The sequence below is a fragment of the Streptomyces sp. NPDC051662 genome, assembly GCF_040681655.1.
Taxonomy (GTDB): Bacteria; Actinomycetota; Actinomycetes; order Streptomycetales; family Streptomycetaceae; genus Streptomyces.
Genome location: NZ_JBFAZD010000017.1, coordinates 101,006 through 123,483 on the forward strand (window position 1 = coordinate 101,006; position 22,478 = coordinate 123,483).

Genomic DNA, 22,478 nt, shown 5'->3' on the forward strand with positions numbered 1-22,478 from the left:
GACGGAAGATCCGGTACCGCTACAGTCCGCGCCATGACAGCGGAGTCGACGGATTCATGGGCGGGTTGGTACCGGGACCGCCTGGGCGCGGAAGCGATCACCCTGAGTGTGGGTGGGCGGCACGTACGCACTCACATCAGGGGAGTCGCGTACGAAGGGGCGGATTTCGCCGACCTGGAAACGGTGGGGGCGGGCGAGCTTCTGTCGTCCTGCGTCATGGAATGGGACATACCGTTGCCCGTCAGTTCGGCCGGCGCGGTCCAGCAGGCCACGCTCAGCTGTCTGCTGACGCTCGGTGACCGAGCGGCCGAAGGGCCGGTCGGCCGGGCGGAGCTGAGCCTGACGCTGCACTGCGACGGGGCGGCCTACGCGTCGGGGATCGCCGGGGGCGGCTTCGAGGAGGCGCTGGGCCGGATCCGGCGCCAGCTGCCGAGCGGTACGGAACTGGGCGATCGGCCGCTGGTGGGAGCTTCCTGACGAACGGAAAGGGGCGCCCCGGGTGGGTACGGGGCGCCCCTTCGTCACACGAGGGAGGTCGGGCGTGTGTTCTCCGTGCGGGAGGTCAGGAGACCTTGGCCATCGCGGCGGCGAGGCCGTTCGCCCACAGGGCGTTGACCCGGGAACGCTCGGCCGCGTTCGGCTGGGCGTTCTGGCAGGAGGTGCCGGGGCCGCCGCCGGACATCAGCTCGCTGCACGGGCCTGAGTAGTTGTCGGGGAGACCGAGGACATGACCGGTCTCATGAGCGGTGACGCGGGTGGAGTTGTACTGCTGGTTCTGCCGGTAGTCCAGGAAGATGTAGCCACGGCCGTGACCGTCGGTGCTCGCGTACGAGCCACGCGGGTCATTGCCCTCGCGGTATGTGAAGTCCGCGGCGCTGCCCGCCTGGAGCTTCACATTGGCGACGGCGCTGTTCCATATCGAGGTGGAGCTGGCTATCTGACCGGCGAACGTGGGCGCGCTCGACGCGTTGTAGATCACGGTGACGGCCTGGGCACCGGGGTTCGCGGCACGCTTCTCGGCGACCGACTTCAGGACGGCGTCGAAGAACGCCTTGGTGCCCGCGGCCTCGGCCTTCGAGCCCTCGTAGGCGGCGTACGAGGAGGTGGCGGCCTCGCCGACCGGGGCCGGGGCGGCGGTGGCGGTGGGCGCGACACCGAGTGTCGCGAAGGCCAGACCGATACCGGCGATGGCGGAAATGGCGGTCTTGGGGTGTCTCATGTGGGGGGCTCCTACTCGTTCCGTTGAACGGATTCGGTACCGCAGAGTCTCGGGGAGACCGCCCTTGTGCGGATGATGTCAAAGACCGATAACACGAGCGCATCACCCTGGCCGTAAATCTTCGAATGCGCCTCCAATTACAGGGATTTGGACATCTGGTGTGGTGCGGGAGGCCGCTCTACCCTCGGGGCATGGAGCTGGAGGTGAGACATCTGCGTGCCCTGTGTGCCATTGCCGATGCCGGCAGTCTGCACAAGGCGGCGCGACAGCTGGGGATGAGCCAGCCATCCCTGACCACGCAACTGCGCCGCATCGAGAACGCGTTGGGCGCGGAGCTGTTCTCCCGGGAACGTACCGGCTGCCGGCCCACCCCCCTCGGCCGCTCGGTACTGAGCCGGGCCCGCCCGCTCGTCTCCGGGATGGCCGCGCTCGTCGCCGAGGCGCGGGTGGTCGCCGGCCTGGTCGACGGGCCGAGGCTACGGATCGGCTCCACCGCGAGCCGCGCGCTGGTGGGGTGGCTGCGCCGGCTCAGAAACCGGCTGCCCGGTACGGATATCTCGCTCTACATGGATGTCTCCGCCAGTGTGCTGCTGCGGATGCTCGCCGCGGGCCAGCTCGACGTGGCCTTCGTGCATGAGGTGGAGGGATGCCCGCTGCCCGTTCCCGAGGGCCTGGAGCGGCGCGTTCTGGTGGAGCGGGAACCGCAGTTCATCTCCATGGCCCGGGACCATCCGGCGGCCGGCAGCCCGGTGGTGGAGCTCGCGGATCTCGCCGAGGACCGCTGGATGGTCGATCCCACGGTGGACGGTGAATGGGACGGGGTACGGCGGGTATTGGGCGCGGCCGGGCTCAACCCGCCCGTGCTGCACGGGGATTACCTCACGGCGGCCTCCCTGATAGCGGTCGGCGAGGCGGTCGCCCCCTGCCAGCCGACCTCGGGCCCGCGCGACGACATGGCGATCCGGCCACTGAGGGACGATCCGCTGGCGGTACGGCTGCTGCTGTTCTCGCGGCCGGACGCGGAGGCGGTGGGCATGGACCGGGCGGGCGGCGCGGGGCGCTCCAGCGGCGACGAGGTGTTCGCGGACCTGGAGGCGTCGTACCGGGAGGCGGCGCTGCGCGCGGTCGACTACCGCAGATGGCTGACCGTCCACAAGAGCCCACTGCTGCACGCGCGGGCGGCCTGACGCCGGGCCGCTCCGACGGGGGAGGCCGGCAGGAAAACCGGTTGATCCGACCTGGCCCGGCCGAGTAGGCAGGAGGCCCTGCCCGCGACCGTATCCGTGCCCGTCCTCGTATCCGACGGGCACGGCCCCCCGAGGAGTGACGATGGCTCACCGCATGACCGTGCCCGCCCTGTTCCCGCCGCCCGACTACGCGCACACGGCGATCGTCGACACGGACCGCCGCCTCGCCTTCCTCGCCGGCTCGGTACCGCTCGACGCCGACGGCACGCTCGTCGGCCCCGGCGATTTCGTGGCCCAGACAGAGCAGGTTCTCGCCAATCTGGAGACCGCCCTGCGCGCGATCGGTTGCGGTCTGTCCGATGTCGTCGCGACCACGGTGTATGTGGCCGCGACGGATCCGGCCGATCTCAGCCGGGTCTGGGAGGTCGTCCGCGAGGGCGGCCTCGCCCTGGGCCCGCACACCTCCACGTTGCTCGGGGTCACCTGCCTGGGATACACGGGACAGTTGGTGGAGATCACGGCGGTGGCCGAGGTTCCCTGAGGCCGAGGTTCCCTGAGGCCGGGCTTCCGCGCGGAGCGAACGGAGGGGCACCCGGCGTCGGCCGGCAGGACAGTGGAAGACATGCCACCCATGCCACCCATGCCACCCATGCCACCCATGCCACCCAGGTCACCCAGGTCACCCAGGTCACCCATGCCGGCCGTGCCACCCGCGCCGGCCGTGCCACCCAGGCCACCGTCCGGCCGGGTAGCCGTCCTCTCCGACATCCATGGCGTCCTCCCGGCACTGGAGGCCGTGCTCGCCGAGCCGGAGGTCTCCGCCGCCGAACGCATTGTGATCACCGGCGACATCGCGGCGGGCCCACAGCCGGCCGAGGTACTCGACCTGCTGACGGACCTGGGCGACCGAGCCGTACTGATCGGCGGCAACGCCGACCGCGAACTGGTCGAATCGCGCCACGGGAAGAGCCCCGAGCCGCCCGACGCCCTCACCACCTGGGCGGCCGGCCGGTTGCGCGACGACCAGATCGCCCTGCTGGCCGCTCTGCCGCGCACCCGATGCCTGGCCGTGGCGGGCCTGGGCGACGTCCTGTTCTGCCACGCGACCCCGCGCGACGACGAAGAGGTCGTCCTCGTCGACTCCCGGCTCACCCGCTGGACCGAGGTCTTCGAAGGGCTCGGCGAGCACATCCGTACGGTCGTCTGCGGCCACACCCACATGCCCTTCGTACGCCTCGCCCACGGCCGCCAGGTCATCAACCCGGGCAGCGTCGGCATGCCCTACGGCCGCCCCGGCGCACACTGGGCGCTCCTGGGCCCCGGCGTCGAACTGCGCGTCACGCACTACGACATCGACGCCGCGATCGCCCGGCTCACGGCGGAATCCGGCTACCCGGACATCGAGGAGTGGGCGGACTACTACCTCCACGCCCGCGCCACCGACGCCGAAGCACTCACAACCTTCGGCCCACGCGACGGCCGCACGGCGCCGGTTGCCGGACCCCTCTGAGATGCCGCCCCCATCGGTACGCGACCGCGCGGAACGCTCCCGGTCTCATCTCACCGGGTGCCCGAGCACGCGAGAGGGCCCGGCGGTCCAGCCGCCGAGCCCCCTTCATACCGCTGTGAACCGCAGGTTTGTCCCCCATCCATAGGCAGGGGGTGCGGTTCACTACGCCTTCTTCGTCTCCTAGTAATGGGCCGGGTCGGTGACCTGCGGGGATCTTCTCTGCGGGCCGCTGACCTGGTCTCTTACGGTTGGCCAGCGATGGGTCCCGACGGTCCTAATCGGCTGTCCTGCGGACTGTGTGCGGACCGCAGAGGTCTGATGACCCGCACTACACACCGTCGATGCTGCTCAACCGAACGGAGCGCTCGCTGTCAGTCGATCCCGGCGACTTCGTCTGCTGCTGCGATCTGCGTGACTCGTGCTTGTGACGGAATTACAGCATCAGGGCGTTGCGGCGGAGGCGTCCCGAAGAATGCTTCGAAAAGTAGGTCGAATTCGCACCCGGATCGGTCCTTGAAGACGGGCAGGCCACGAATGGCGTCCGCAGTTACATACCGCTCACAGAAGTGGCGAGCTCTAACATTCTTGTTGTTCGACTCATTGGGCTCGAGCGGCGGGTAGTACGCCTCGATGGCTCCCAGCTCCCAAACGTAGATGTCCTCCTGTCGAAGCATCTCCAAGAGCCTCAGCTTTTCCTCCTTCAACTGGTCATCCTTCGCCTCCGCGAGGATTCGTCGCGCTGTGCCGGACGCTGGACGGTCGAAGAAGGCGGAGACGGCTGCGTCAAGCTCTTCCCAGTCGCACAGGCCCTCTGCATGCGCCTGTCGTTTGACTTGCGCCTGCTGCCATAGCTCTCGAGCAGACCCGCTGGTACGCAGACCTTTGAGGGTTCGACTCGATACCTCAACGTCCTCATCTGCCGCCAGTCTCTGGACCCTAGAGATGACCTGATCGCGGAGCTTGCAGCACTCCTTGCTGGCTCCTAGTTTATCGAATCCGTCAAAAAGTGCGTCCAGGTCGGCGAGGACTGCAACTCTCATCTCGAAGCGGCTAAAGAAGTTTCGGTATCGTGCGATACTGCCCTTGCCCTCGACCCTCGCGATGGTCGCTCCGTTCTTTTCGAAGTCCCATCGAGGGCTCAGAGTTCGTGAGATGTGAGGGACTAGGGCTTGGTCGCTTGGGCCTTCTACGAGCAATACGGAGTTGGCAAAGAAGGCGGCTTCGTTGTTTTCGTAGGTGATGATCTCGAACTGATCGCGAGCGTCGATTTCCGACAAATCGATGACGCATGTTCGGCTGGTCGGTGGATTCATTGTATGGTCTTTCACCACCTTTACGAACGTTCCAGTTGCTCCCGGTGCGTAGAAGGCGGAAGAATGTGTGCTCACCAGCACGTCGTTGTACTCAGAGAAGAAGGTCAGGGCTTCGAAAAGCTTGCGCTGAGCCTGCGGGTGAAGAAATACCTCCGGTTCCTCAAACAGCAGCAGGCATGGCTGCTGTGCACTGTCAGCTGTGGACGGCCTGGCGATCTTCAGATCCACATACGCTCGCAAGATGGCGAACGCCACCGACCTTCGAAGGCCATCGCCTTTGGTCTTGAAGGGGCCGGCAATTCCGTCATCTACGGCGATCTGTGCTTCTTCAAGCAGGCTACGCAAGCGAGGCGGAGGGATCTCCAGGCGTACGCGCGCGCGGGGGAAGGACTCCTGAAGATTGCGCTGGATGTGCGCTTCAATCTGGCGCACCTCCGGAAGTCGTTCATCCGACTCCTTCCCGTCCTCGTCCGTCACAACGTTTAGCTGGTTGCGCAGCTGGTCGAAGGAAGCTTCCAGGGCGGGCAGCTGATGCCCAATGTCCTCGAATAGGATAGAAAGAAGTCGTCCGAAAGTGGCCGTAGAGGTTGTCTTCACCTCTTCATTAAGTTCTTTCACCGCCGGAATGTAGATGGGCTCGGGCAGGAGAGCAGCTACCGACTTGTCCAGACCTGTAGGCAGTGGCTCATCTCCAATGACCAGTTCGTCGGGTGATAGGTTCGCAACGATTTCAGCCCAAGACTTTCTGACCGCTGTGCGAGCGATCCGGCCCGTCGGCAATTCTGCGTAGATATTCGGGAAACTGACTCTGATGCCTTCTCGAAGCTCCGCGTCGCTCTTGATCTTCAAAATTTCATCGAGGGCCTTTTGGTGGTATCTGCCGTCCTTCGGTACTTTCTTGACCAAGCGCATTGTCCCCTTTCCGGGACTCGCGTAGATTCGAGCAAGCGAGAGTTGCCCGTTATGGATCTCGCGCTCGATCCGGACTCGGTGGCTTTCTTCCAGGCGCAGCAAGTCTACGTCTCTGATGCCGCCGAAAGTGAGCTGGATTCGCACAGGTTGAGCCAGGGACAAGAAGTCCGTTTCGGTCGTCGAGCCCGACCTCAGGAACAGGTTAAGAGCCTGAAACACCGAAGATTTTCCGGCATTGTTCTCACCGATGAGACAGCCGAATTGCGAGAAGGGCATGTCTACTTGCCCCAAGCCGCGAAAGTTGTTAATCCTGATGTGTTCGAGGCGCATGGTGCTCCAGAGGAAGTTCAAGGCGTGCAAACATCCTAGGGTGCGGAGTGACCGGTGTGCTGATGTTTCATGACAAGAGGTCAGTTAGCTATCCTCGGAACTGAGTTCAGTCTGAAGCTGCGGCAAGCGTTGGCGAGCGGTCGGCAGGACCCACCAAAGTCCTAGAGCCGTGTGGTTGATTAAAGTGCCGCCGGCGCGAAGGGCGGCCTACTTCTTGCGAGCGGGGTCAGCGCGTGTCGCCCCAGCCGTTGAGGGAGACCTCCGCACCTTCCGCGAGGTACTGACGAAGGGCGCTTGAGGTGGTGTCCACGAAGCTTCTGGGGAGGGTGTCGGCGTCGACCCAGCGAACCTGGGCGTGCTTGCGGGGTTCGCGGTTCTCGGGCTCGCCGACCCACTCGTGGGCCACGAAGACGACCGTGAGGAAGCCGTTGGGAGCTTCGACGCCCCAGGCGCCGTGGATGATGTGGGCGACCTTGAGAGACTCGGGCTTCACCGTGAGGCCGGTCTCCTCGTAGAGCTCGCGGACCGCGGTCTCCGTGATGGGTTCGCCCGGTTCGCTCTTGCCGACGGGGAGGTCCCACATGCCCTGGGCGAACTTGGCGTTCTCGCTGCGCTGGAGGAGGACGACGCGATTGGTGGCCTTGTCGTGGACGATGACGGCGGCGACCAGCAGGGTCATGGATTCCAGGGCTGGCTTGAGGGCCTTCGGCTGGTCGTCGGTCTGCTGGGCCACGGGGTTCCCTTCGTCGGGCGGGTTGTTGGGCATGTTAGGCGAGGGCTTCACGGGCTCGGCGCGCGAGATCGGCTGCGCCAGGGACTTGACGGCGTTGGTAGACCGCGAGGGTGGAGCGGATCGAGGAGATGGCCTTGCGGGTCCGGTCGGAGGTCATGCCCTCCATGAGGACCAGGGCCTGGGTCCAGGCGGCGACGGCTTCGTCGGCGCGGGCTTGTGCTGCGAGGCTGTCGCCTAGGTCGGCGTGGGTGAGGGCGTGGACGCGTTTGTACTTCTGGGGGTCCCAGCGGGTGAGGGCGTCACGGTGCTGCTGTTCGGTGCCGACGTGGTCGGCGAGGTCGGTCAGGGTGCGGGCGGTGTGGCTGGCCACGGTGCCGGCGGCAGGGCCGCTCACGCGGGAGTAGCTGGGTTGAGGGCCGTCCTCCCGCAGGAGGGCGTCTTCGGCAGCGAGGAGGGCACGCGCGGCCAGGGGGTGCTCGTTGACGGCTGCGTAGGCGCGGGCGTGGGTGATGTGGAGGAGGGCCTGTGTCTGGCCGTCGACCCGGCCGAGGCCGCGCTGCAGGGCGCCTTCGACGAGGTCGACGCAGTGGTGGGGCTGCTTGAGGCTCAGGGCCTGGTGGGCGAGGGCGCGCATCATCCAGGCGGCGTGGCCGTGGGGGTCGGCTTCGCAGGCGAGCTGGTAGCCGACCTGGTAGTAGCGCTGGGCGGCGCCTTCCTGGCCGAGATCGTGGTGTTTCCAGCCTGCGAGGTAGGCGAGTTCGGCGACGGCGCCGAAGGCGGCCCGGCGTAAGGCTTGGCTGGGGAAGCGTCCGCGCAGCATGGGGGCGGCTGTGTCGGCGAGGTACGCGGTGACCGTGGTCAGGCCGTGCCCGCCGCCGAGGCGCTCGTCGGCGGCGCTGAAGGCCGCAGTGATCTGCCGTACGACGTCCACGTCCTCTACACCGACCAGGGACGTGCCGGTGCGGGCGCGCAGCATGCGGGCTGTAGCTTCGTGGTCGTATCCGAGAGGCATGGCGACGCCGGCGGTGGTGAAGGCCGCGATGGCGAGGAAGCGGCGGCGCTCGACGTCGGCGCGGCCGAGGTCGGTGACGGCGAGGACCGGATCGGGTTCCGCCTGCTGTTCGGCCTCATCGGAACGGAGGCCGATCTCGGTCTGGGTGACCGTGCGTCCCACTCGGCGGGACAGCGCCTCGGCCAGGTACTGGCCTACCCGGCCCGACGGGGCACGGGTGCCGTTCGCCCAGTGCGAGATGGCCGACTTGTTGGTCTGGAGGATCTCGCCGTTCTCGGCGGCGATACGTCGCACGTCTCTGGCGAGAGCCTCGTAGGTGCAGTCAGCCGCGTCGATGGCGTCACGCAGGTGGGAGTTGGGTTCTCGCTGCGCCGCCACGATCGCCTCCGCCCTGGAGCTGTAAACCGCGTATACCGCTTCAACTGCCCTCCACGGTACCCACTGAGCGTAGCCACCTGTTCACTTATCAGCAGCCGCCCGGCACGGCGCGACCGTGATCCAGGCCCCCCTTGGCCCGGGCGGCACCCCGAAGTTCCGTACGCCCAAACCTGCTTCGGGCATTCCTGTGCCCGAATCCGGCCGAACAGAGACGGAGACACGGTGACCACCATCGACACCACGGCCATCACGGTCGAGCTGCCCGAGGCGTTCGACCCGCGCTGGAGCCGCCTGCGCGGCATCCAGGTCGACGGCCGGCGCATCACCATCGACCCGGCCGAGTACTTCTTCCGCTTCGAGTCCCACACCTGGCTCGTCGCCGACTGGGAACTGGTCAAGTCCCAGCTCCTCGGTGTGGACGAGACGACCGAGAGCGCGGTCGAGCAGCTCGCGCTCGACTTCATCAAGAACCACGGCGAGTCCACCTCGGACGCCGCCCGCGTGCTGACCACCGCGTACGAGGTGTACGCGTACCTCTTCCGCGACGAGCACCTCGCCAGCCTCGCCCTCGCCCAGATCACCGCCGACCACCTGCGGATACTCCGCGAGGCAGCCACGCTCATGGCGCTCAACAAGGTCGAGCTGGACGGGCACATCTCCAACGTCGGCCCGTGCTGGTTCTTCCCCGCCGCCACATCCGTCGTCTTCGACCTGGACGACGAGATGGGCGGGATGCTCGACGAGGTCTACCACGGCGGCTGGTTCAACGAGCATCGCCGCATCGAGTCCATCAAGGCCCACGCCGCGCTCGGCGGGCGGCTCGTGCACGGCTGCCAGTCCGTGCCGGACCAGTCCGGCGGCGTCGTCGCGCCCTACGGTGCATCGATGGCGAACTTCCGTGACGACCTCGCCGCGTTCAAGGCGGGCTGGATCGAGCAGGTCTACGCCCACCGCGTGAACCCCGCCGCGTAACCCACCTCCCGACCAGGCTCCGGGGCGAGCCGGTATCTCTCGCCCGCCCCGGATGCCTCCAACCGACCGGAGCCCCCATGAGCCCGAATCCCAGCGCCGAACTCCTCGACAACCTGCTCACCGTGGCCGGCCAGTCCACCGCCGCACGGGAGGAGGTGCGCGTGTGGTCCATGTCCGGAGTCGAGCGCGTCACCTTCCCCGACGGCTCCACGGCCATCTTCAAGTACGCCAAGAGGCCCTTCGACAGTGAGGACCAGGCCCTCCGCCTGGCCCGCACCCTCGGCGTCCCCGTCCCTCAGCTCCACGCCTCCGCCGTCCTGGACGGCTGGCTCGGCATGCTCATGGAGGACCTGGGGCCATCTGTCCGCGAGGCCGATGACCTGGACGGTGTCGCCGCGGCTGTGGTCCTGCACAGCACCCGTACGGCTTCCGCCCTGCCGGTTCTCGACCGGGAGCGACTGCGTACACTGCCCGCCGGAGCGTTGGAGCATCTCGAACGGCTGCGCAAGGCCGACCGGTGGCAGGACGCCGACGACATCGAGGACGCGCTTGACCGGATCATCCAGGCCGCCGAGGCCCGCTCGGCCGGAACGATTCTGGCGCCCTCCGGCTGGGTGCACTCGGAGTTCCACCCCACCAGCCTCCACATCGGCGAGAGCGGGTGGCGACTGCTCGACTTCGCGCGCGCCTTCACCGGCCCCGGCCTGCTCGACCTCGCCAGCTGGCACGGCACCATCGAGCCCCCGCACCCCGTGCGCCTGCGCGTCTTTCTGGAGCAGTACGTCACCGCCGGCGGTACCCCCGACGCCCTCGCCCCGCGTGGCGGGCTCACCGCTGAGAACTGGGCCCTGGGTTGGCACCGTATGTGGGCCGTCGAGTGGTTCATGGAGCAGGCGGTGCGTTGGATCAACGACCCGGCCACCGACCCCGGTTACATCAAGGTCGTCCGTCGTCACCTCACCGATGTCCTCCACCTCCTGGAGATCTGACGTGCTCGCCCAGGCGTCGCCGTGGCACGCCCACGCCCTACAACGCACCATCGCCGGACTCGCGGAACCCCCGGCCGTACCCGCCCGGATGGAGTGGACCACGAGACCCGGCCAGGGCCCCACCGCCGAAATCCTCGGCCTCGACCTGCGCGGCAAGCGAGTCCTGGAACTCGGTTGCGGCCCCGGACACAACGCCGCCCACCTCGCCACCCGCCACGGTGCTCACGTCACCGGCGTCGACTTCGTCGGCCTCCAGGTCCGCCGCGCCCGCTCCCACTACGGACGGTTGAACGACCTCACTTTCGTTGCCGGGCACGCTCTGCACTACCTGCACGTCTCCGACGAGCAGTTCGACGCGATCTACTCCGTCTTCGGCGCGGTGGGGCTCGTCGCTCCCGAGCTCCTGCTGCCGGCCATCGCCCAACGCCTCAAGCCCGGTCGGGTGCTCGCCTTCTCCGTTCCGCACCCGCAGCGTGGTGGCCGCGGCGCTTCCGGCGACGACCGGCCTCGCCGCGACTTCGTCACGCTGCCCGACCGCACCCGTCTCCCCATCGCCCGCTGGGAGTTCGACGCCGACCGCTGGGAGCGGCACCTCAGCCGGGCCGGTTTCCGCCTCACCTCCGCACAGGAATTCCACGACCTTCGCATGGGCCGCTCGCCCGCCACCTTGCTGATCCGCGCCCACAAACTGTGACCGCTGGAGAAACCGATGCGCCCGCCCTACCTGCTCCTCGATGTCGACGGCGTCCTCATACCCTTCCCCGCCGCGGATGGCTCGACCCCGGCCACCCACACTGGCCACGACGTCGTCCCCGAAGGCCGGAGCGCCGGCAACCCGGTCACTGTCTGGCTCGATCCTGAGCACGGCCGCCTGCTCCTGGACATCATCCGTACCGGCCTGTTCACCCCGGTTTGGTGCACAAGCTGGCGGCAGGACGCCGCCACTCTCATCGGCCCCCTCCTGGGTCTGCCAGACCTGCCGTACGTCGACCTGCCGCGCCCCCAAATCACCACCAGCCACCCCAACGGCTACCTGTGGAAGCGCGACCACGTCGATGCCTGGCTGGACGACGCGCCCGCCGTCTGGATCGACGACGACTTCACCGGCCTCGACCACGCCTGGGCCGCTGAGCGCACTGCCCGTGGCGCACCGACCTTGCTGGTACAGCCTGATCCCCGTGTCGGGCTTCAAGCTGAACACTTGGCCAATGCCCGAGCGTGGATGGAGCGGCTCTCCATGGGGACCGGTGCGGCGAGCGGAACTGAGGCAGCCTGACGGGCACCCCGCCAGAAGGCCCGTTGCCCTCGTCATGACGCATGGCGAGGGCAACTATGAGGGGCCTCGTCGAAAATGCCTCTGCCCGGAGTTCCGTGAAGGATCTTGAGCTCGGTGTAATGCCAGGGCCATGCTGAGCACCGGGAAACGGCGCGGCTCGGCGTGTGGATGGGCGGCAGCCGCAGGTTCTGGTGAGTGTCCCCCGTCGAGTACCCGGGATCGTTTACGGCTGGCGACGCCACAAGCGTAGCCACGCTCGCCGGGCTGGTGTCTCATCGTAGGTGCCAACCTTGAGAGAGGTTCTGGCTGCCTTCAGGAACAGGGCATGCTGGCCGTGGTAGGTCCCGGACAGCCTGGTCCGAGCCGCCATCTGTGGTCCCAGTTCTCTTCGTACCGTGCCAAGCCCGACGGGTTCGGGAGCGTGGTCGTACAGGAGGGACTGCTGAAGCGCAGTGGCCGTCTCGACTACGTCCACCGGAGCGCGAAGTTCGAGTGCAGCGAAGGCCCGTTTCAACCGCTGTGGATCGAACTCCCGGGCCCGGCGCTCCATGTCGTCCCAACGCCCCTGGAACGCATCCTCGTACATGGCCTGAAAGTCCTGGTAGACCTGCTCGGCTTGGAGGAGAAACTCTGCGCAGAGGGAGGGCAGGAGGTCTCTGATCCAGGGGGCATCTGCTTGGTAGCGGGCTGCACTTGCCTGGCTGCGTCCGGCTATGACTGCCCCACCGGCACCAAGGAGAGCTCCGCCGAACGCCGCTCCCGCAGCGATCAGTCCGAGCAGAAACTCGCTGTTCACGGGCCCCCTAACTCGTCATGACGGAGCGGAAGTGACCACGGACGGCAGTGCTGATCATTTGGGTTTCGGGCAGATGCGGTTTGCCGCAGTAGACCGACAACGGATCAGGCGATGCCGAACGCATGCGCCCGTGTCCTGTCTCAACGAACCCAGTCGTTCTGGCTTTCGTACCAGCGAACCTTCGTCTCCGCCCTCATCGCCGGCGGAGCAAGCGTCAAGCAGGTCCAGCTGGTCCTCGGCCACGCGTCCGCCGTCATCGCGCTGCGGATCTACGCGCACCTTTGGCCGGGCGAAGAAGACCGCACCCGGACCGTCATGGACGCCGTTCTCGGCGGCCTGCGGGCCGGGTGCGGACGGGTAGGCGATGCGACCCGCGAAACCGCAGGTCAGACGGCCTAGCCATAGATCAAGCCTTCTTCGTCTCCCAGAAGATCTTGTCGATCTGGGCGATGTAGTCCAGGGCCTTCTGGCCCGTGGCCGGGTCCTTCGAGCCCTTCGCGGTCGACAGCGCCTTCAGGGTGTCGTTGACCAACTGGTGCAGCTCCGGGTACTTCTCGAAGTGCGGGGGCTTGAAGTAGTCGCTCCAGAGCACCGAGACATGGTGCTTCGCGAGCTCGGCGCGCTGCTCCTTGATGACCGTCGCGCGCGCCTGGAAGTGGGCGTCGTCGTTGCCCTGCATCTTCTCCTGGACGGCCTTGACCGACTCGGCCTCGATGCGGGCCTGGGCCGGGTCGTACACGCCGCAGGGGAGGTCGCAGTGGGCGCTGACCTTCACCTTGGGGGCAAACAGGCGGGAAAGCATGGAGCTGTCCTTCCTCGTGATCGTCTTCTCAGGTGGGACATTACTCCGTGAGAAGCCTGTTTTCGCGGGTGCCCCCTAGGGCTTAGGACAAAAGTCCGGGGTCAGTATGGGACGCGTGGCGGAACGTACCGTGGGACCGGGAGGTGCCGAATGGAGGAGCACGGGCGTGAGCCGAGGGTGTCGTTGGGGATCGCTGAGGTGATGGGTCCGTCCATGTATCCGACGCTCAGGCATGGCGATCAGCTCCTCGTGCACTATCGCGCTCCCCTCAAGCCGGGCGATGTGGCGGTGCTGAAACATCCGCTGCAACAGGACTTGCTGATCGTGAAGCGGCTGGTGGAGCGGCGCGACGGTGGGTGGTGGGTGCTCGGGGACAATCCGGGGGCCGAGGGGGACAGCCGGGTGTTCGGCGCGGTGCCCGAGGAGCTGCTGCTGGGGCGGGTCCGGGCGCGGTACCGGCCGCTGGGGGATCAGCGGTCGGCGCGCGCCGTGGTGTCCTGGCTGGTGTCCGCGGTGCGGCCGGTGCTGGCCGAGCGCTCGGTCTCCAGGCGTTTGCGGGCCCGGTAGGCGGCCACGTTGGCGCGGGTCGCGCAGCGGTCCGAGCAGTAGCGGCGCGAGCGGTTGGTGGACGTGTCCAGATAGGCGTTGCGGCACGGCGCCGCCTGGCACAGGCCGAGCCGGTCGACGCCGTACTCCGTCAGATGGAACGCGAGCCCCATCGCGGCCGTCGCCGCGAAGCCCGCGGTCGCGTTGGAGGGGTGGTCCGCGAGATGCATGTGCCAGCGCGGATGGCCTTCGTCGTCCAGGAAGTCATGGCCGGAGATCTGCGGGCTGACCGGGAATTCGAGCAGCAGTGAGTTGAGCAGGTCCACCGCCTGGGTGGCCTCGCCCTCGTCGGCGGCGGTGAAGACGGCGCGCAGCCGGGCCCTCACCGACCGGAAGCGGGTGACGTCCGCGTCGGTGGCGCGGCGGGCCGCCTGGGAGCTGGGGCCGAAGAGGGCGCGGACGGCCTCGACCGAGGTCAGGGTGTCCGTACCGCGGGCCGGTTCCTCGGTGTTGACCAGTCGTACGGCGGAGTCCGAGTAAGAGGCCAGTTCCACTTGTAGTCCTTACGGAAGCGGTCTAAGGTCTGGAGGGAAATCGGTGTAATGGCTGGTTGTGCTTCTAGGGTATTACAGAGGGGGCTTTCCATGACGGAGACGGGAACCGCTAGTACGGGAACCGCGAGTACGGGGACCGCGAGTACGGGAACCGCGAGTACGGGAACCACCGGTACGGGGACCGCCGAGTCGGCGGCGACCGACTGGCGCGGCTGGCAGGAGAGCTGGGACCGCCAGCAGGAGTGGTACATGCCCGACCGCGAGGAGCGCTTCCGGGTCATGCTGGACATGGTCGAGGCCGCCGTGGGCCCCGAACCGAGGGTGCTCGACCTCGCCTGCGGTACGGGAAGCATCACGGACAGGCTGCTCCGCCGGTTCCCGGGAGCGACCAGTACCGGAGTCGACCTCGATCCCGCGCTTCTCGCCATCGCCCGCGGCTACTTCGCCGGCGACGGGCGCGTGAGCTTCGTGACCGCCGACCTGAAGGACCCGGACTGGACGGCGCTCCTGCCGTACGGCTCGTACGACGCCGTCCTCACCGCGACCGCCCTCCACTGGCTGCGCGCCGAACCGCTCGCGGTGCTGTACGGGCAGCTCGCCGGCGTGGTCAGGGACGGCGGCGTCTTTATGAACGCCGACCATATGACGGACGGGTCCACCCCCAGGATCAACGCGATCGAGCGCGCCCACCGGCACGCCGGAATGGACCGCGCCAAGGCCGCGGGCGCCGTCGACTGGGCGGACTGGTGGGAGCTGGCCGACCGGGACCCGGTCCTCGCGGAACCGACGGCCGAGCGCTTCAGGATCTACGGCGAACACGCGGAAGGCGATACTCCATCCGTGGACTGGCACGCGCGGAAGCTGCGTGACGCGGGCTTCGACGAGGTACGGGCGGTCTGGTCCTCGCCGTCCGACTCCCTCGTCCTCGCGCTCAAGTAGGGGTGAACCGAGGCCGGGTTACGGGTGAGGGCGGTACGGGCGGATCCGTACCGCCCTCACCCGTTCCGCACCACCTTCTACCGCACCTTCTACAGCACCTTCGACAGGAACGACTTCGTCCGGTCGTGCTGAGGATTCGTCAGTACATCGCGCGGATGGCCCGATTCGACGACCACGCCGTCGTCCATGAAGACCAGCGCGTCACCGACCTCGCGCGCGAAACCCATCTCATGGGTGACCACGATCATCGTCATGCCGTCCTGTGCCAGATCGCGCATCACATCGAGCACATCGCCCACCAGCTCCGGGTCGAGCGCCGATGTGGGCTCGTCGAAGAGCATCAGCTTGGGCTCCATCGCCAGCGCGCGGGCGATCGCCACCCGCTGCTGCTGGCCGCCGGAGAGCTGCGAGGGATAGCTGCCCGCCTTGTCGGAGAGCCCGACCCGGTCCAGCAGCCGCTCGGCGCGGGCGCGGGCCACGGCCTTCGCCTCGCCGCGCACCTGGATCGGCGCCTCCATGATGTTCTCGACCGCCGTCATATGCGGAAAGAGGTTGAAGCGCTGGAAGACCATGCCGATGTCCCGGCGCTTCCTGGCGACCTCGCTGTCCTTCAGCTCATACAGCTTGTCGCCCTTCTGGCGGTAGCCGACCAGCTCGCCGTCGACCGACAGCCGGCCCGCGTTGATCTTCTCCAGATGGTTGATGCACCGCAGGAAGGTCGACTTGCCTGAGCCGGACGGGCCGATCAGACAGAAGACCTCGCGCGGGGCGACCTCCAGATCGATGCCCTTGAGGATATGGGCGGCGCCGAAGGACTTGTGTACGCCCTCGGCCTTCACCATCTGGGTCATGCCATGCCTCCCTTGGGCCGGCCGAGGGACAGCAGGTTGACGCGGACGCGCTGGAACGGGGTCATCGGCAGGCTGCGGCTCGAACCACGCGCGTAGTACCGCTCCAGGTAGTACTGGCCGATGCTGAGCACCGAGGTCAGGATCATGTACCAGGCCGCCGCCAGGAACAGCATCTCCACCGTGGCGCCCGAGGTCTGCGCCACGTTCTGGGTCGAGCGCAGCAGCTCGGTGTACTGCACCGCCACCGCCAGCGAGGAGGTCTTCAGCATGTTGATGACCTCGTTGCCCGTGGGCGGCACGATCACGCGCATCGCCTGGGGCACCACGATCCGGCGCAGCGTCTTGAAGTGGCTCATGCCCAGCGCGTGCGCGGCCTCGGTCTGGCCCTCGTCGACCGCCTGGAGGCCCGCCCGGCAGATCTCCGCCATGTACGCCGCCTCATTGAGCCCGAGGCCCAGCAGCGCGCACAGGAACGGCGTCATGAACGAGGACCACTCGTCCTTGTAGATCGGCCCGAGGTTGATGTACTCGAAGACGATGCCCAGGTTGAACCAGACGAGCAGCTGTACGTAGACCGGTGTGCCGCGGAAGAACCAGATGTAGAACCACGCGATGGCGGACGTCACCGGGTTCTTGGAGAGCCGCATCACCGCCAGGACGATGCCGAGGACCACTCCGAGGAGCATCGCGAGCACCGTGATGATCACGGTGTTCTTGACGCCGGTCAGGATCTGGCCGTCGAAGAAGTAGTCCGGGATGGCGCCCCAGTTCACATCCCCCTGGGCGAACGCGTACACGAGCGCGACCAGCACGCCGATCGCGACGACCGCGGACACGTACCGCCCGTAATGCCGCACCGGAATCGCCTTGATGGATTCCGGTGCGGTGGACGACACGGCCCGTGGGCCTTCCTTGGGGTCGTCCGACTTGTCGATGTCAACCGTCACGGATGATGCCTCTGCCTTTCAGAGCCTTCGGAGCGAACGCGAATCAGGAGCCGCCGTTGAGCTTGGCTTCCTTGACCGCGCCGTCCCCGACACCCCACTTGGCGATGACCTTGTCGTACTCGCCGTTCTTGATGATCGCCTCCAGCGCGGACTGGAGCGCCTTCGTCAGCGGGTTGTTCTTGGCGACGGCGATCCCGTACGGTGCCGCCTCGACCTGCTCGCCGACCAGCTGGAAGTCATTGCCGCCGCCCGAGGTCTTCACCGCGTACGCCGCGACCGGGAAGTCACTGGAACCGGCGTCCGCGCCGCCTCCGCGCAGCCGGGTCTGCGCCTCCAGGTCGTTGTCGAAGGCCTCCAGCGTGATCGCGCCCTTGCCGCCGTCCGTGCACTTCTTGCTCTCGGACTTGGCCAGATCGTGCGAGACGGTGCCGCGCTGGACGACCATCTTCTTGCCGCAGAGGTCGGACCAGGTGGTGATTCCCTTGTCGTCGCCCTTCTTGGTGTAGATCGAGACACCCGCGGTGAAGTAGTCGACGAAGTCCACGCCCTCGCCGACCTTCTTGCCGGTGTCGCCGTCCACACCGTTCTGCCGGTCCTTGGTGTCCGTCATGGCCGACATGGCGATGTCGTACCGCTTCGACCGCAGACCGGTCAGCAGCGTGTCGAAGGTGCCGTTCTCGAACTCGAACTTCACGCCGAGCTGCTTACCGAGCGCGTCGGCGAGATCCGGGTCGATGCCGACGGTCTTGCCCGACTTGTCCTTGAATTCCACCGGCGGGTACGCGATGTCCGAGCCGACCTTGATGACGCCCTTGTCCTGGATCGCCTTCGGCAGCTCGTCGAAGAGCGGCGCCTTGGCCTCGCTGGAGGAGCCGCTGTCCTTCTTGGCGCCCTCCGTCTGGTCGCCGCAGGCGGTCAGCAGCAGGGTGCTCGCGACCGCGAGCGCGCCGACCGCGGCGATCCTGGACTTCGCGACGGTCGTCCGGCGGGTGGTGCTTGCGGTCATGATCAGGATCCTCCGGCGGATGAGGGAGCTGCCAAATGGCCGAGCACGCGTCTTCGAGTGTCGCGACCGAGTGTGATTAGGGCATCTTGCCATTCGGACTGGCCCATTCAGGGGACCGGTCATGTCAAAATCGGGTAACGGGAGACCCCCTGACCCCGGCATGGCGGAACATCAAGACCGGACCATCTGCTGGAATACCTTCTTCCGGCCGGACAATCTCCGGTCCGTCTCCTTTTTAGGGCGTGATTCATGCCGCTTACCGGAAGTGTCCGAATATTCGGCTATGAGTCATCTCACCGCGGATATATGGACTCGTGGACGACGCGGTCCGTCCGGTAAGAAGAACGATTACACCCCTCATCCGGGGCTCGGGGCGCGTGTGCGGCGCGCCCGCGCGTACGTATCACCTTCCGGGCCGAGCGGACCAACCGCCGGCGCGGTCGCGTACGCGGTGCCCACCCACCCCTCCTCAACCAGGAGCGGCAACCCTCAACTGATGAAGACTTAAGGGGTCATCCACATGGCAGCGGAGATTTTCAATCCTCGCAGCGACAGCGACAGCGACAGCGCCACCGACAGCGCCACCGACAACGGCAGCGGCACCGAGAGTGCTCCGGACGAGCCCTTCGATCCGGCCTTCGCGCTGCACCGCGGCGGCAAGATGGCCATCCGGGCCACCGTGCCGGTGCGGGACAAGGACGATCTGTCCCTCGCGTACACCCCCGGCGTGGCGAAGGTGTGCAGCGCGATCGCCGAACGGCCCGAGCTGGTCCATGACTACACCTGGAAGTCGCAGGTCGTCGCCGTCGTGACGGACGGTACGGCGGTGCTCGGACTCGGCGACATCGGACCGGAGGCCTCGCTCCCCGTGATGGAGGGCAAGGCGATCCTGTTCAAGCAGTTCGGCGGGGTCGACGCGGTGCCGCTGGCGCTCGCGACCACCGACACGGACGAGATCATCGACACCGTCGTGCGGCTCGCGCCCTCCTTCGGCGGCGTCAACCTCGAAGACATCTCGGCGCCGCGCTGCTTCGAGATCGAGCGCAGGCTCCAGGAACGGCTTGACATCCCCGTCTTCCACGACGACCAGCACGGCACGGCCGTCGTGACGCTCGCCGCCCTGCGCAACGCGGCGAAGCTGACGAAGCGTGAGCTGGGCGACCTGCGCGCCGTCATCTCCGGCGCGGGGGCCGCCGGGGTCGCCATCGCCAAGTTCCTGCTGGAGGCGGGCATCGGCGATGTCGCCGTCGCCGACCGCAGGGGCGTCGTCAGCCGCGACCGCGACGACCTCACCGACGTCAAGCGCGAACTGGCCGAGATCACCAACCGCGCCGGGCTCTCCGGCTCGCTGGAGTCCGCCCTCTCCGGCGCGGACGTCTTCATCGGCGTCTCCGGCGGTACGGTCCCGGAGCCGGCGGTCGCGTCGATGGCGCCGGGCGCGTTCGTCTTCGCGATGGCCAACCCGAACCCGGAGGTCCACCCCGACATCGCGCACCAGTACGCGTCCGTCGTGGCCACCGGGCGCTCCGACTACCCGAACCAGATCAACAACGTGCTCGCCTTCCCCGGCATCTTCGCGGGCGCGCTCCAGGTCCGGGCGTCCCGGATCACGGAGGGCATGAAGATCGCGGCGGCGAACGCGCTGGCCGACGTGGTCGGCGATGAGCTGGCGGCGGACTATGTGATCCCGTCGCCGTTCGACGAGCGGGTGGCGCCGGCGGTGACGGCGGCGGTGGCGTCGGCGGCGCGATCGGAGGGCGTGGCCCGTCGTTAGCCTCCCGGTCGGGGGTCGTGGTCACGGTTCGTCCCGGCCGGGGCCGGTGGTCGTGTGCGGGCTGTCGCCGGGTGGCGCTCCGGGGCCACCCACCGCGCGCCGAACCACGGCCCGAACCACGGCCCGAACCACGGCCCCGCCCGGGAAGTTTGGTCACGGGCCGCCCCTGGTTCACGCCCGCCTGTTGTGATGCCCTGGGACAGCAACCGACACAGGAGGCGCTTGTGAACCTGCTCGTCAACGGTGACGCCGAGCGTGGGCCCGGAGGGAGCGCCGAGCCCGTGCCCGCCGTGCACGGATGGGTCGTACGGGACGGCGCTCCCGCGCTCATCGGGTACGACGTCGGCAACGGCTACCCCACCCCCGCCGACCCGGGCCCCGCCCCCGCGCACCGTGGCAGCCGGTTCTTCTCCGGCGGGAACAGCCCGCGCACCGCGCTCGTCCAGGACGTCACGCTGCCCGTCGGCGGGCCGGTCGGCCACGCCGCCGTGGATGCCGGGCGGGTGCGGTACGCCGTGTCCGGGTGGCTCGGTGGGTATGCCACGCAGGAGGACGGCGCCAGGCTGTCGGTCGAGTTCCGCGACGGCCGGGGCACACCCGTCGCGCTGTCCGTGCTCGGCCCGGTCACCGCGGCCGAACGCGGTGGCCGTACCGCGCTCGTCGAACGCACCGCCGAGGCCGCCGTACCGCCCGGCGCGCGCTCCGCGCGGGTGCTGCTCGTCTTCACCCGGGCCGGCTCCGGGGTCTCCAACGACGGTTACGCCGACGCGATATCGCTGACTCTGGGGACCTCGGGGGGACGGGCATGAAACTGAACCGACGCGATCTGCTCAAGGCCGCCGGAGCCGCCGGAGCGCTCAATGTGGTCTGGCCGCTGAGCGCCGGGCTCTCGCCCGCGCAGGCCCGTGAGGCCGCCGAGGCGCTCGGCTCGTCGTACGACGCCGCGCCGTTCACGCTCGGCGTCGGCTCGGGCGATCCGGGGCCCACGAGCGTCGTGCTGTGGACCCGCCTCGCGCCGGAGCCGTTCGCCGAGCCCGGCGAACAGCCGCTGCCGGAGGTCGTCGAGGTGCGCTGGGTCGTGGCCGAGGACCGGGCGCTGCGCCGGGTCGTCGCCCGGGGCACGGCTCCCGCCTCCGCGACGCTCGGGCACAGCGTGCACGTACCGGTCCATGGCCTGCGTCCGGGCCGCGAGTACTGGTACGCGTTCACCGCGCTGGGCCGTACCAGCAGGCTCGGCAGGACCAGGACCGCGCCCTCGGGCCGCGTACGGAGCGCCCGCTTCGCCACGGCCAACTGCCAGAACTACCCGCAGGGTTACTACGCGGCGCTGCGCGGGATCGCCCGCGAGCGGCTGGACTTCGTCATCCATCTGGGCGACTACATCTACGAGTACGGGCCCGAGGGCGGCGATGTCGTCCGTGACAACAACGGCCCGATGATCTACACGCTCGCCGACTACCGCAAGCGCCACGCGCTCTACAAGGGCGACCCCTCGCTGCGGGAGGCGCACGCCGCCCACCCCTGGTTCCTGACCTGGGACGACCACGAGGTCGCCAACGACTACAGCGGTACGGGCGGCGGGGCACCGTTCCTCCAGCGCCGGGCCGCCGCCTACCAGGCGTGGTACGAGCATCTGCCGCACCGCGACGCCGGGGACTCCGCCCTGCCCGACCCGGACATCCACCGGGTACGCCGCTGGGGCGATCTGCTGGAGCTGGCCGTGCTGGATCTGCGGCAGTACCGCTCGGCGCAGAACCTCCCGGACGGCACGATCCTCGGCGCCGACCAGAAGGCATGGCTCAAGCGGACCGTCGACCGCGCCCCCGACTCCTGGCACATCTGGGCCAACTCGATCATGCTCAGCCAGCTGCGCGGCAGGCCCGGCGGTTCGTATATGTTCACCGACCAGTGGGACGGCTTCCTCACCGAGCGCAGGGAAGTGCTCGAACACGTCCGTACGAGCGGCCTTGAGGACCTCGTCGTCCTCACGGGTGACTGGCACTCCGCGTTCGTGGACGACATCAGGCCGGACTACGACAACACGGAATCGCCCGTCATCGGTACGGAGTTCACGGCGCACTCGGTGACCTCCAGCGCGTACGACCCCGGGTGGAACGCGACCAATGGGCCGCTCATGGGCCAGGCCAATCCGCACCTCCAGTACTTCGAGGGGAACCGTTACGGCTACGACGTGTACGAGGTGACACCGGAGCGCTTCACCACCCATATGCGGGTCATCGAGGACCGCCGGGATCCGGTCTCGGCCGTCTCCACGCTGACCACCTTCCATGTGGACCGGGGGACGGCGGGCGCGTACGAGGACCCGGCGACCAGGAACTCGCCCGCGCAGTACCGCAGGGACTGATCCGGGGCGCGGGACGCGTGTCACACGCGTGTACGGTTCCTCCGCGTCCCGCTCCCGCCCTATCGTC

Annotated in this window: 23 protein-coding genes and 1 pseudogene; 14 read left to right on the forward strand and 10 right to left on the reverse strand. The window is 68.0% G+C overall.

Going from position 1 to position 22,478, the window contains the following annotated elements; translation table 11 throughout:
* The first annotated feature begins 33 nt into the window (after window positions 1-33).
* Window positions 34-477: a DUF6304 family protein gene (locus AB0M67_RS26765; protein ID WP_365749414.1), complete on the forward strand. Its 444-nt coding sequence runs from the start codon at window positions 34-36 to the stop codon at window positions 475-477.
* Window positions 478-562: 85 nt separating this feature from the next.
* On the opposite strand, the gene snpA is transcribed toward AB0M67_RS26765, so the two are convergent.
* A complete protein-coding gene (gene snpA, locus AB0M67_RS26770) occupies window positions 563-1,219 on the reverse strand; it encodes a snapalysin (protein ID WP_365749415.1) in 657 nt (218 codons plus the stop codon).
* Window positions 1,220-1,410: 191 nt separating this feature from the next.
* Between snpA and AB0M67_RS26775 the strand changes: the two genes are divergently transcribed.
* The 3 genes from AB0M67_RS26775 to AB0M67_RS26785 all read left to right on the forward strand — a co-directional run bounded on the left by AB0M67_RS26775 (window position 1,411) and on the right by AB0M67_RS26785 (window position 3,916).
* On the forward strand, window positions 1,411-2,406 hold the full coding sequence (locus AB0M67_RS26775; RefSeq protein ID WP_365749417.1) for a LysR family transcriptional regulator: 996 nt from the start codon (window positions 1,411-1,413) through the stop codon (window positions 2,404-2,406).
* 142 nt (window positions 2,407-2,548) lie between these two features.
* On the forward strand, window positions 2,549-2,947 hold the full coding sequence (locus tag AB0M67_RS26780; RefSeq protein ID WP_365749419.1) for a RidA family protein: 399 nt from the start codon (window positions 2,549-2,551) through the stop codon (window positions 2,945-2,947).
* Window positions 2,948-3,100: 153 nt separating this feature from the next.
* Window positions 3,101-3,916, forward strand: a complete 816-nt coding sequence (locus AB0M67_RS26785; protein ID WP_365749421.1) for a metallophosphoesterase family protein — start codon at window positions 3,101-3,103, stop codon at window positions 3,914-3,916.
* Window positions 3,917-4,287: 371 nt separating this feature from the next.
* On the opposite strand, the gene AB0M67_RS26790 is transcribed toward AB0M67_RS26785, so the two are convergent.
* The 3 genes from AB0M67_RS26790 to AB0M67_RS26800 all read right to left on the reverse strand — a co-directional run bounded on the left by AB0M67_RS26790 (window position 4,288) and on the right by AB0M67_RS26800 (window position 8,594).
* Entirely contained in the window at window positions 4,288-6,501 is a 2,214-nt protein-coding gene (locus AB0M67_RS26790) for an AAA family ATPase (RefSeq protein WP_365749423.1), read from the reverse strand.
* A 196-nt stretch (window positions 6,502-6,697) separates the two neighbouring features.
* The gene (locus AB0M67_RS26795; RefSeq protein ID WP_365749425.1) at window positions 6,698-7,237 is read right to left on the reverse strand and encodes an NUDIX domain-containing protein; all 540 of its coding nucleotides are present in this window, start codon (window positions 7,235-7,237) and stop codon (window positions 6,698-6,700) included.
* Between the two features lies 1 nt (window position 7,238).
* Window positions 7,239-8,594: a tetratricopeptide repeat protein gene (locus AB0M67_RS26800; RefSeq protein ID WP_365749427.1), complete on the reverse strand. Its 1,356-nt coding sequence runs from the start codon at window positions 8,592-8,594 to the stop codon at window positions 7,239-7,241.
* 222 nt (window positions 8,595-8,816) lie between these two features.
* Here AB0M67_RS26800 and AB0M67_RS26805 point away from each other — a divergent pair, with 222 nt between their 5' ends.
* From AB0M67_RS26805 to AB0M67_RS26820, 4 genes are all read left to right on the forward strand, one after another.
* Window positions 8,817-9,566 (forward strand): hypothetical protein, encoded by a 750-nt coding sequence (locus AB0M67_RS26805; RefSeq protein WP_365749429.1) that lies wholly within the window; start codon window positions 8,817-8,819, stop codon window positions 9,564-9,566.
* Between the two features lie 77 nt (window positions 9,567-9,643).
* A complete protein-coding gene (locus AB0M67_RS26810; protein WP_365749431.1) occupies window positions 9,644-10,555 on the forward strand; it encodes an aminoglycoside phosphotransferase family protein in 912 nt (303 codons plus the stop codon).
* 1 nt (window position 10,556) lies between these two features.
* A complete protein-coding gene (locus AB0M67_RS26815) occupies window positions 10,557-11,249 on the forward strand; it encodes a class I SAM-dependent methyltransferase (protein ID WP_365749433.1) in 693 nt (230 codons plus the stop codon).
* Window positions 11,250-11,264: 15 nt separating this feature from the next.
* Complete coding sequence (locus tag AB0M67_RS26820) at window positions 11,265-11,831, forward strand: HAD domain-containing protein (protein ID WP_365749435.1); 567 nt, start codon at window positions 11,265-11,267, stop codon at window positions 11,829-11,831.
* 223 nt (window positions 11,832-12,054) lie between these two features.
* Here the strand turns inward: AB0M67_RS26820 and AB0M67_RS26825 are convergent, their stop codons facing one another.
* Complete coding sequence (locus AB0M67_RS26825) at window positions 12,055-12,627, reverse strand: hypothetical protein (protein WP_365749437.1); 573 nt, start codon at window positions 12,625-12,627, stop codon at window positions 12,055-12,057.
* A gap of 186 nt (window positions 12,628-12,813) precedes the next feature.
* Between AB0M67_RS26825 and AB0M67_RS26830 the strand changes: the two are divergent.
* Window positions 12,814-13,026 (forward strand): annotated as a pseudogene (locus AB0M67_RS26830) (site-specific integrase); the annotation flags it as partial.
* Window positions 13,027-13,033: 7 nt separating this feature from the next.
* Here the strand turns inward: AB0M67_RS26830 and sodN are convergent.
* Window positions 13,034-13,429: a superoxide dismutase, Ni gene (gene sodN / locus AB0M67_RS26835; RefSeq protein WP_030352782.1), complete on the reverse strand. Its 396-nt coding sequence runs from the start codon at window positions 13,427-13,429 to the stop codon at window positions 13,034-13,036.
* A gap of 150 nt (window positions 13,430-13,579) precedes the next feature.
* Between sodN and sodX the strand changes: the two genes are divergently transcribed.
* Window positions 13,580-13,996 carry a nickel-type superoxide dismutase maturation protease gene (sodX, locus tag AB0M67_RS26840; protein ID WP_365749439.1) on the forward strand — a complete coding sequence of 139 codons (417 nt, stop codon included), beginning with the start codon at window positions 13,580-13,582 and terminating at the stop codon, window positions 13,994-13,996.
* On the opposite strand, the gene AB0M67_RS26845 is transcribed toward sodX, so the two are convergent.
* Window positions 13,900-14,529 carry a CGNR zinc finger domain-containing protein gene (locus AB0M67_RS26845; RefSeq protein WP_249953897.1) on the reverse strand — a complete coding sequence of 210 codons (630 nt, stop codon included), beginning with the start codon at window positions 14,527-14,529 and terminating at the stop codon, window positions 13,900-13,902. The two genes, sodX and AB0M67_RS26845, sit on opposite strands and share 97 nt — an antisense overlap.
* Before the next feature lie 90 nt (window positions 14,530-14,619).
* Here AB0M67_RS26845 and AB0M67_RS26850 point away from each other — a divergent pair, with 90 nt between their 5' ends.
* The gene (locus tag AB0M67_RS26850) at window positions 14,620-15,468 is read left to right on the forward strand and encodes a class I SAM-dependent methyltransferase (RefSeq protein WP_365749441.1); all 849 of its coding nucleotides are present in this window, start codon (window positions 14,620-14,622) and stop codon (window positions 15,466-15,468) included.
* An 89-nt stretch (window positions 15,469-15,557) separates the two neighbouring features.
* Here AB0M67_RS26850 and AB0M67_RS26855 read toward each other — a convergent pair whose 3' ends face one another.
* From AB0M67_RS26855 to AB0M67_RS26865, 3 genes are read right to left on the reverse strand one after another with little or no spacing between them, the layout of a single operon-like run.
* Window positions 15,558-16,310, reverse strand: a complete 753-nt coding sequence (locus AB0M67_RS26855) for an amino acid ABC transporter ATP-binding protein (protein WP_106979208.1) — start codon at window positions 16,308-16,310, stop codon at window positions 15,558-15,560.
* A gap of 5 nt (window positions 16,311-16,315) precedes the next feature.
* A complete protein-coding gene (locus tag AB0M67_RS26860) occupies window positions 16,316-17,266 on the reverse strand; it encodes an amino acid ABC transporter permease (protein ID WP_365749443.1) in 951 nt (316 codons plus the stop codon).
* 43 nt (window positions 17,267-17,309) lie between these two features.
* Window positions 17,310-18,272, reverse strand: coding sequence for an ABC transporter substrate-binding protein (locus AB0M67_RS26865; protein WP_365749445.1), 963 nt, complete (start codon window positions 18,270-18,272; stop codon window positions 17,310-17,312).
* A gap of 520 nt (window positions 18,273-18,792) precedes the next feature.
* Here AB0M67_RS26865 and AB0M67_RS26870 point away from each other — a divergent pair.
* From AB0M67_RS26870 to AB0M67_RS26880, 3 genes are all read left to right on the forward strand, one after another.
* Window positions 18,793-20,046, forward strand: coding sequence for an NADP-dependent malic enzyme (locus AB0M67_RS26870; RefSeq protein ID WP_365749447.1), 1,254 nt, complete (start codon window positions 18,793-18,795; stop codon window positions 20,044-20,046).
* 224 nt (window positions 20,047-20,270) lie between these two features.
* Window positions 20,271-20,855, forward strand: coding sequence for a phosphoesterase (locus AB0M67_RS26875; protein WP_365749449.1), 585 nt, complete (start codon window positions 20,271-20,273; stop codon window positions 20,853-20,855).
* Window positions 20,852-22,411: an alkaline phosphatase D family protein gene (locus AB0M67_RS26880; protein ID WP_365749452.1), complete on the forward strand. Its 1,560-nt coding sequence runs from the start codon at window positions 20,852-20,854 to the stop codon at window positions 22,409-22,411. The genes AB0M67_RS26875 and AB0M67_RS26880 overlap by 4 nt, the downstream gene beginning before the upstream one ends.
* Window positions 22,412-22,478: the final 67 nt, after the last annotated feature.

Excerpts from the sequence above, each read along its gene's own strand:
- AB0M67_RS26765 (WP_365749414.1), top strand. The coding sequence starts at position 34 with ATGACAGCGGAGTCGACGGATTCATGGGCGGGTTGGTACCGGGACCGC.
- snpA (WP_365749415.1), bottom strand. The coding sequence starts at position 1,219 with ATGAGACACCCCAAGACCGCCATTTCCGCCATCGCCGGTATCGGTCTG.
- AB0M67_RS26775 (WP_365749417.1), top strand. The coding sequence starts at position 1,411 with ATGGAGCTGGAGGTGAGACATCTGCGTGCCCTGTGTGCCATTGCCGAT.
- AB0M67_RS26780 (WP_365749419.1), top strand. The coding sequence starts at position 2,549 with ATGGCTCACCGCATGACCGTGCCCGCCCTGTTCCCGCCGCCCGACTAC.
- AB0M67_RS26785 (WP_365749421.1), top strand. The coding sequence starts at position 3,101 with ATGCCGGCCGTGCCACCCGCGCCGGCCGTGCCACCCAGGCCACCGTCC.
- AB0M67_RS26795 (WP_365749425.1), bottom strand. The coding sequence starts at position 7,237 with ATGCCCAACAACCCGCCCGACGAAGGGAACCCCGTGGCCCAGCAGACC.
- AB0M67_RS26810 (WP_365749431.1), top strand. The coding sequence starts at position 9,644 with ATGAGCCCGAATCCCAGCGCCGAACTCCTCGACAACCTGCTCACCGTG.
- AB0M67_RS26820 (WP_365749435.1), top strand. The coding sequence starts at position 11,265 with ATGCGCCCGCCCTACCTGCTCCTCGATGTCGACGGCGTCCTCATACCC.
- sodN (WP_030352782.1), bottom strand. The coding sequence starts at position 13,429 with ATGCTTTCCCGCCTGTTTGCCCCCAAGGTGAAGGTCAGCGCCCACTGC.
- sodX (WP_365749439.1), top strand. The coding sequence starts at position 13,580 with ATGGAGGAGCACGGGCGTGAGCCGAGGGTGTCGTTGGGGATCGCTGAG.
- AB0M67_RS26850 (WP_365749441.1), top strand. The coding sequence starts at position 14,620 with ATGACGGAGACGGGAACCGCTAGTACGGGAACCGCGAGTACGGGGACC.
- AB0M67_RS26855 (WP_106979208.1), bottom strand. The coding sequence starts at position 16,310 with ATGGTGAAGGCCGAGGGCGTACACAAGTCCTTCGGCGCCGCCCATATC.
- AB0M67_RS26865 (WP_365749445.1), bottom strand. The coding sequence starts at position 18,272 with ATGACCGCAAGCACCACCCGCCGGACGACCGTCGCGAAGTCCAGGATC.
- AB0M67_RS26870 (WP_365749447.1), top strand. The coding sequence starts at position 18,793 with ATGGCAGCGGAGATTTTCAATCCTCGCAGCGACAGCGACAGCGACAGC.
- AB0M67_RS26880 (WP_365749452.1), top strand. The coding sequence starts at position 20,852 with ATGAAACTGAACCGACGCGATCTGCTCAAGGCCGCCGGAGCCGCCGGA.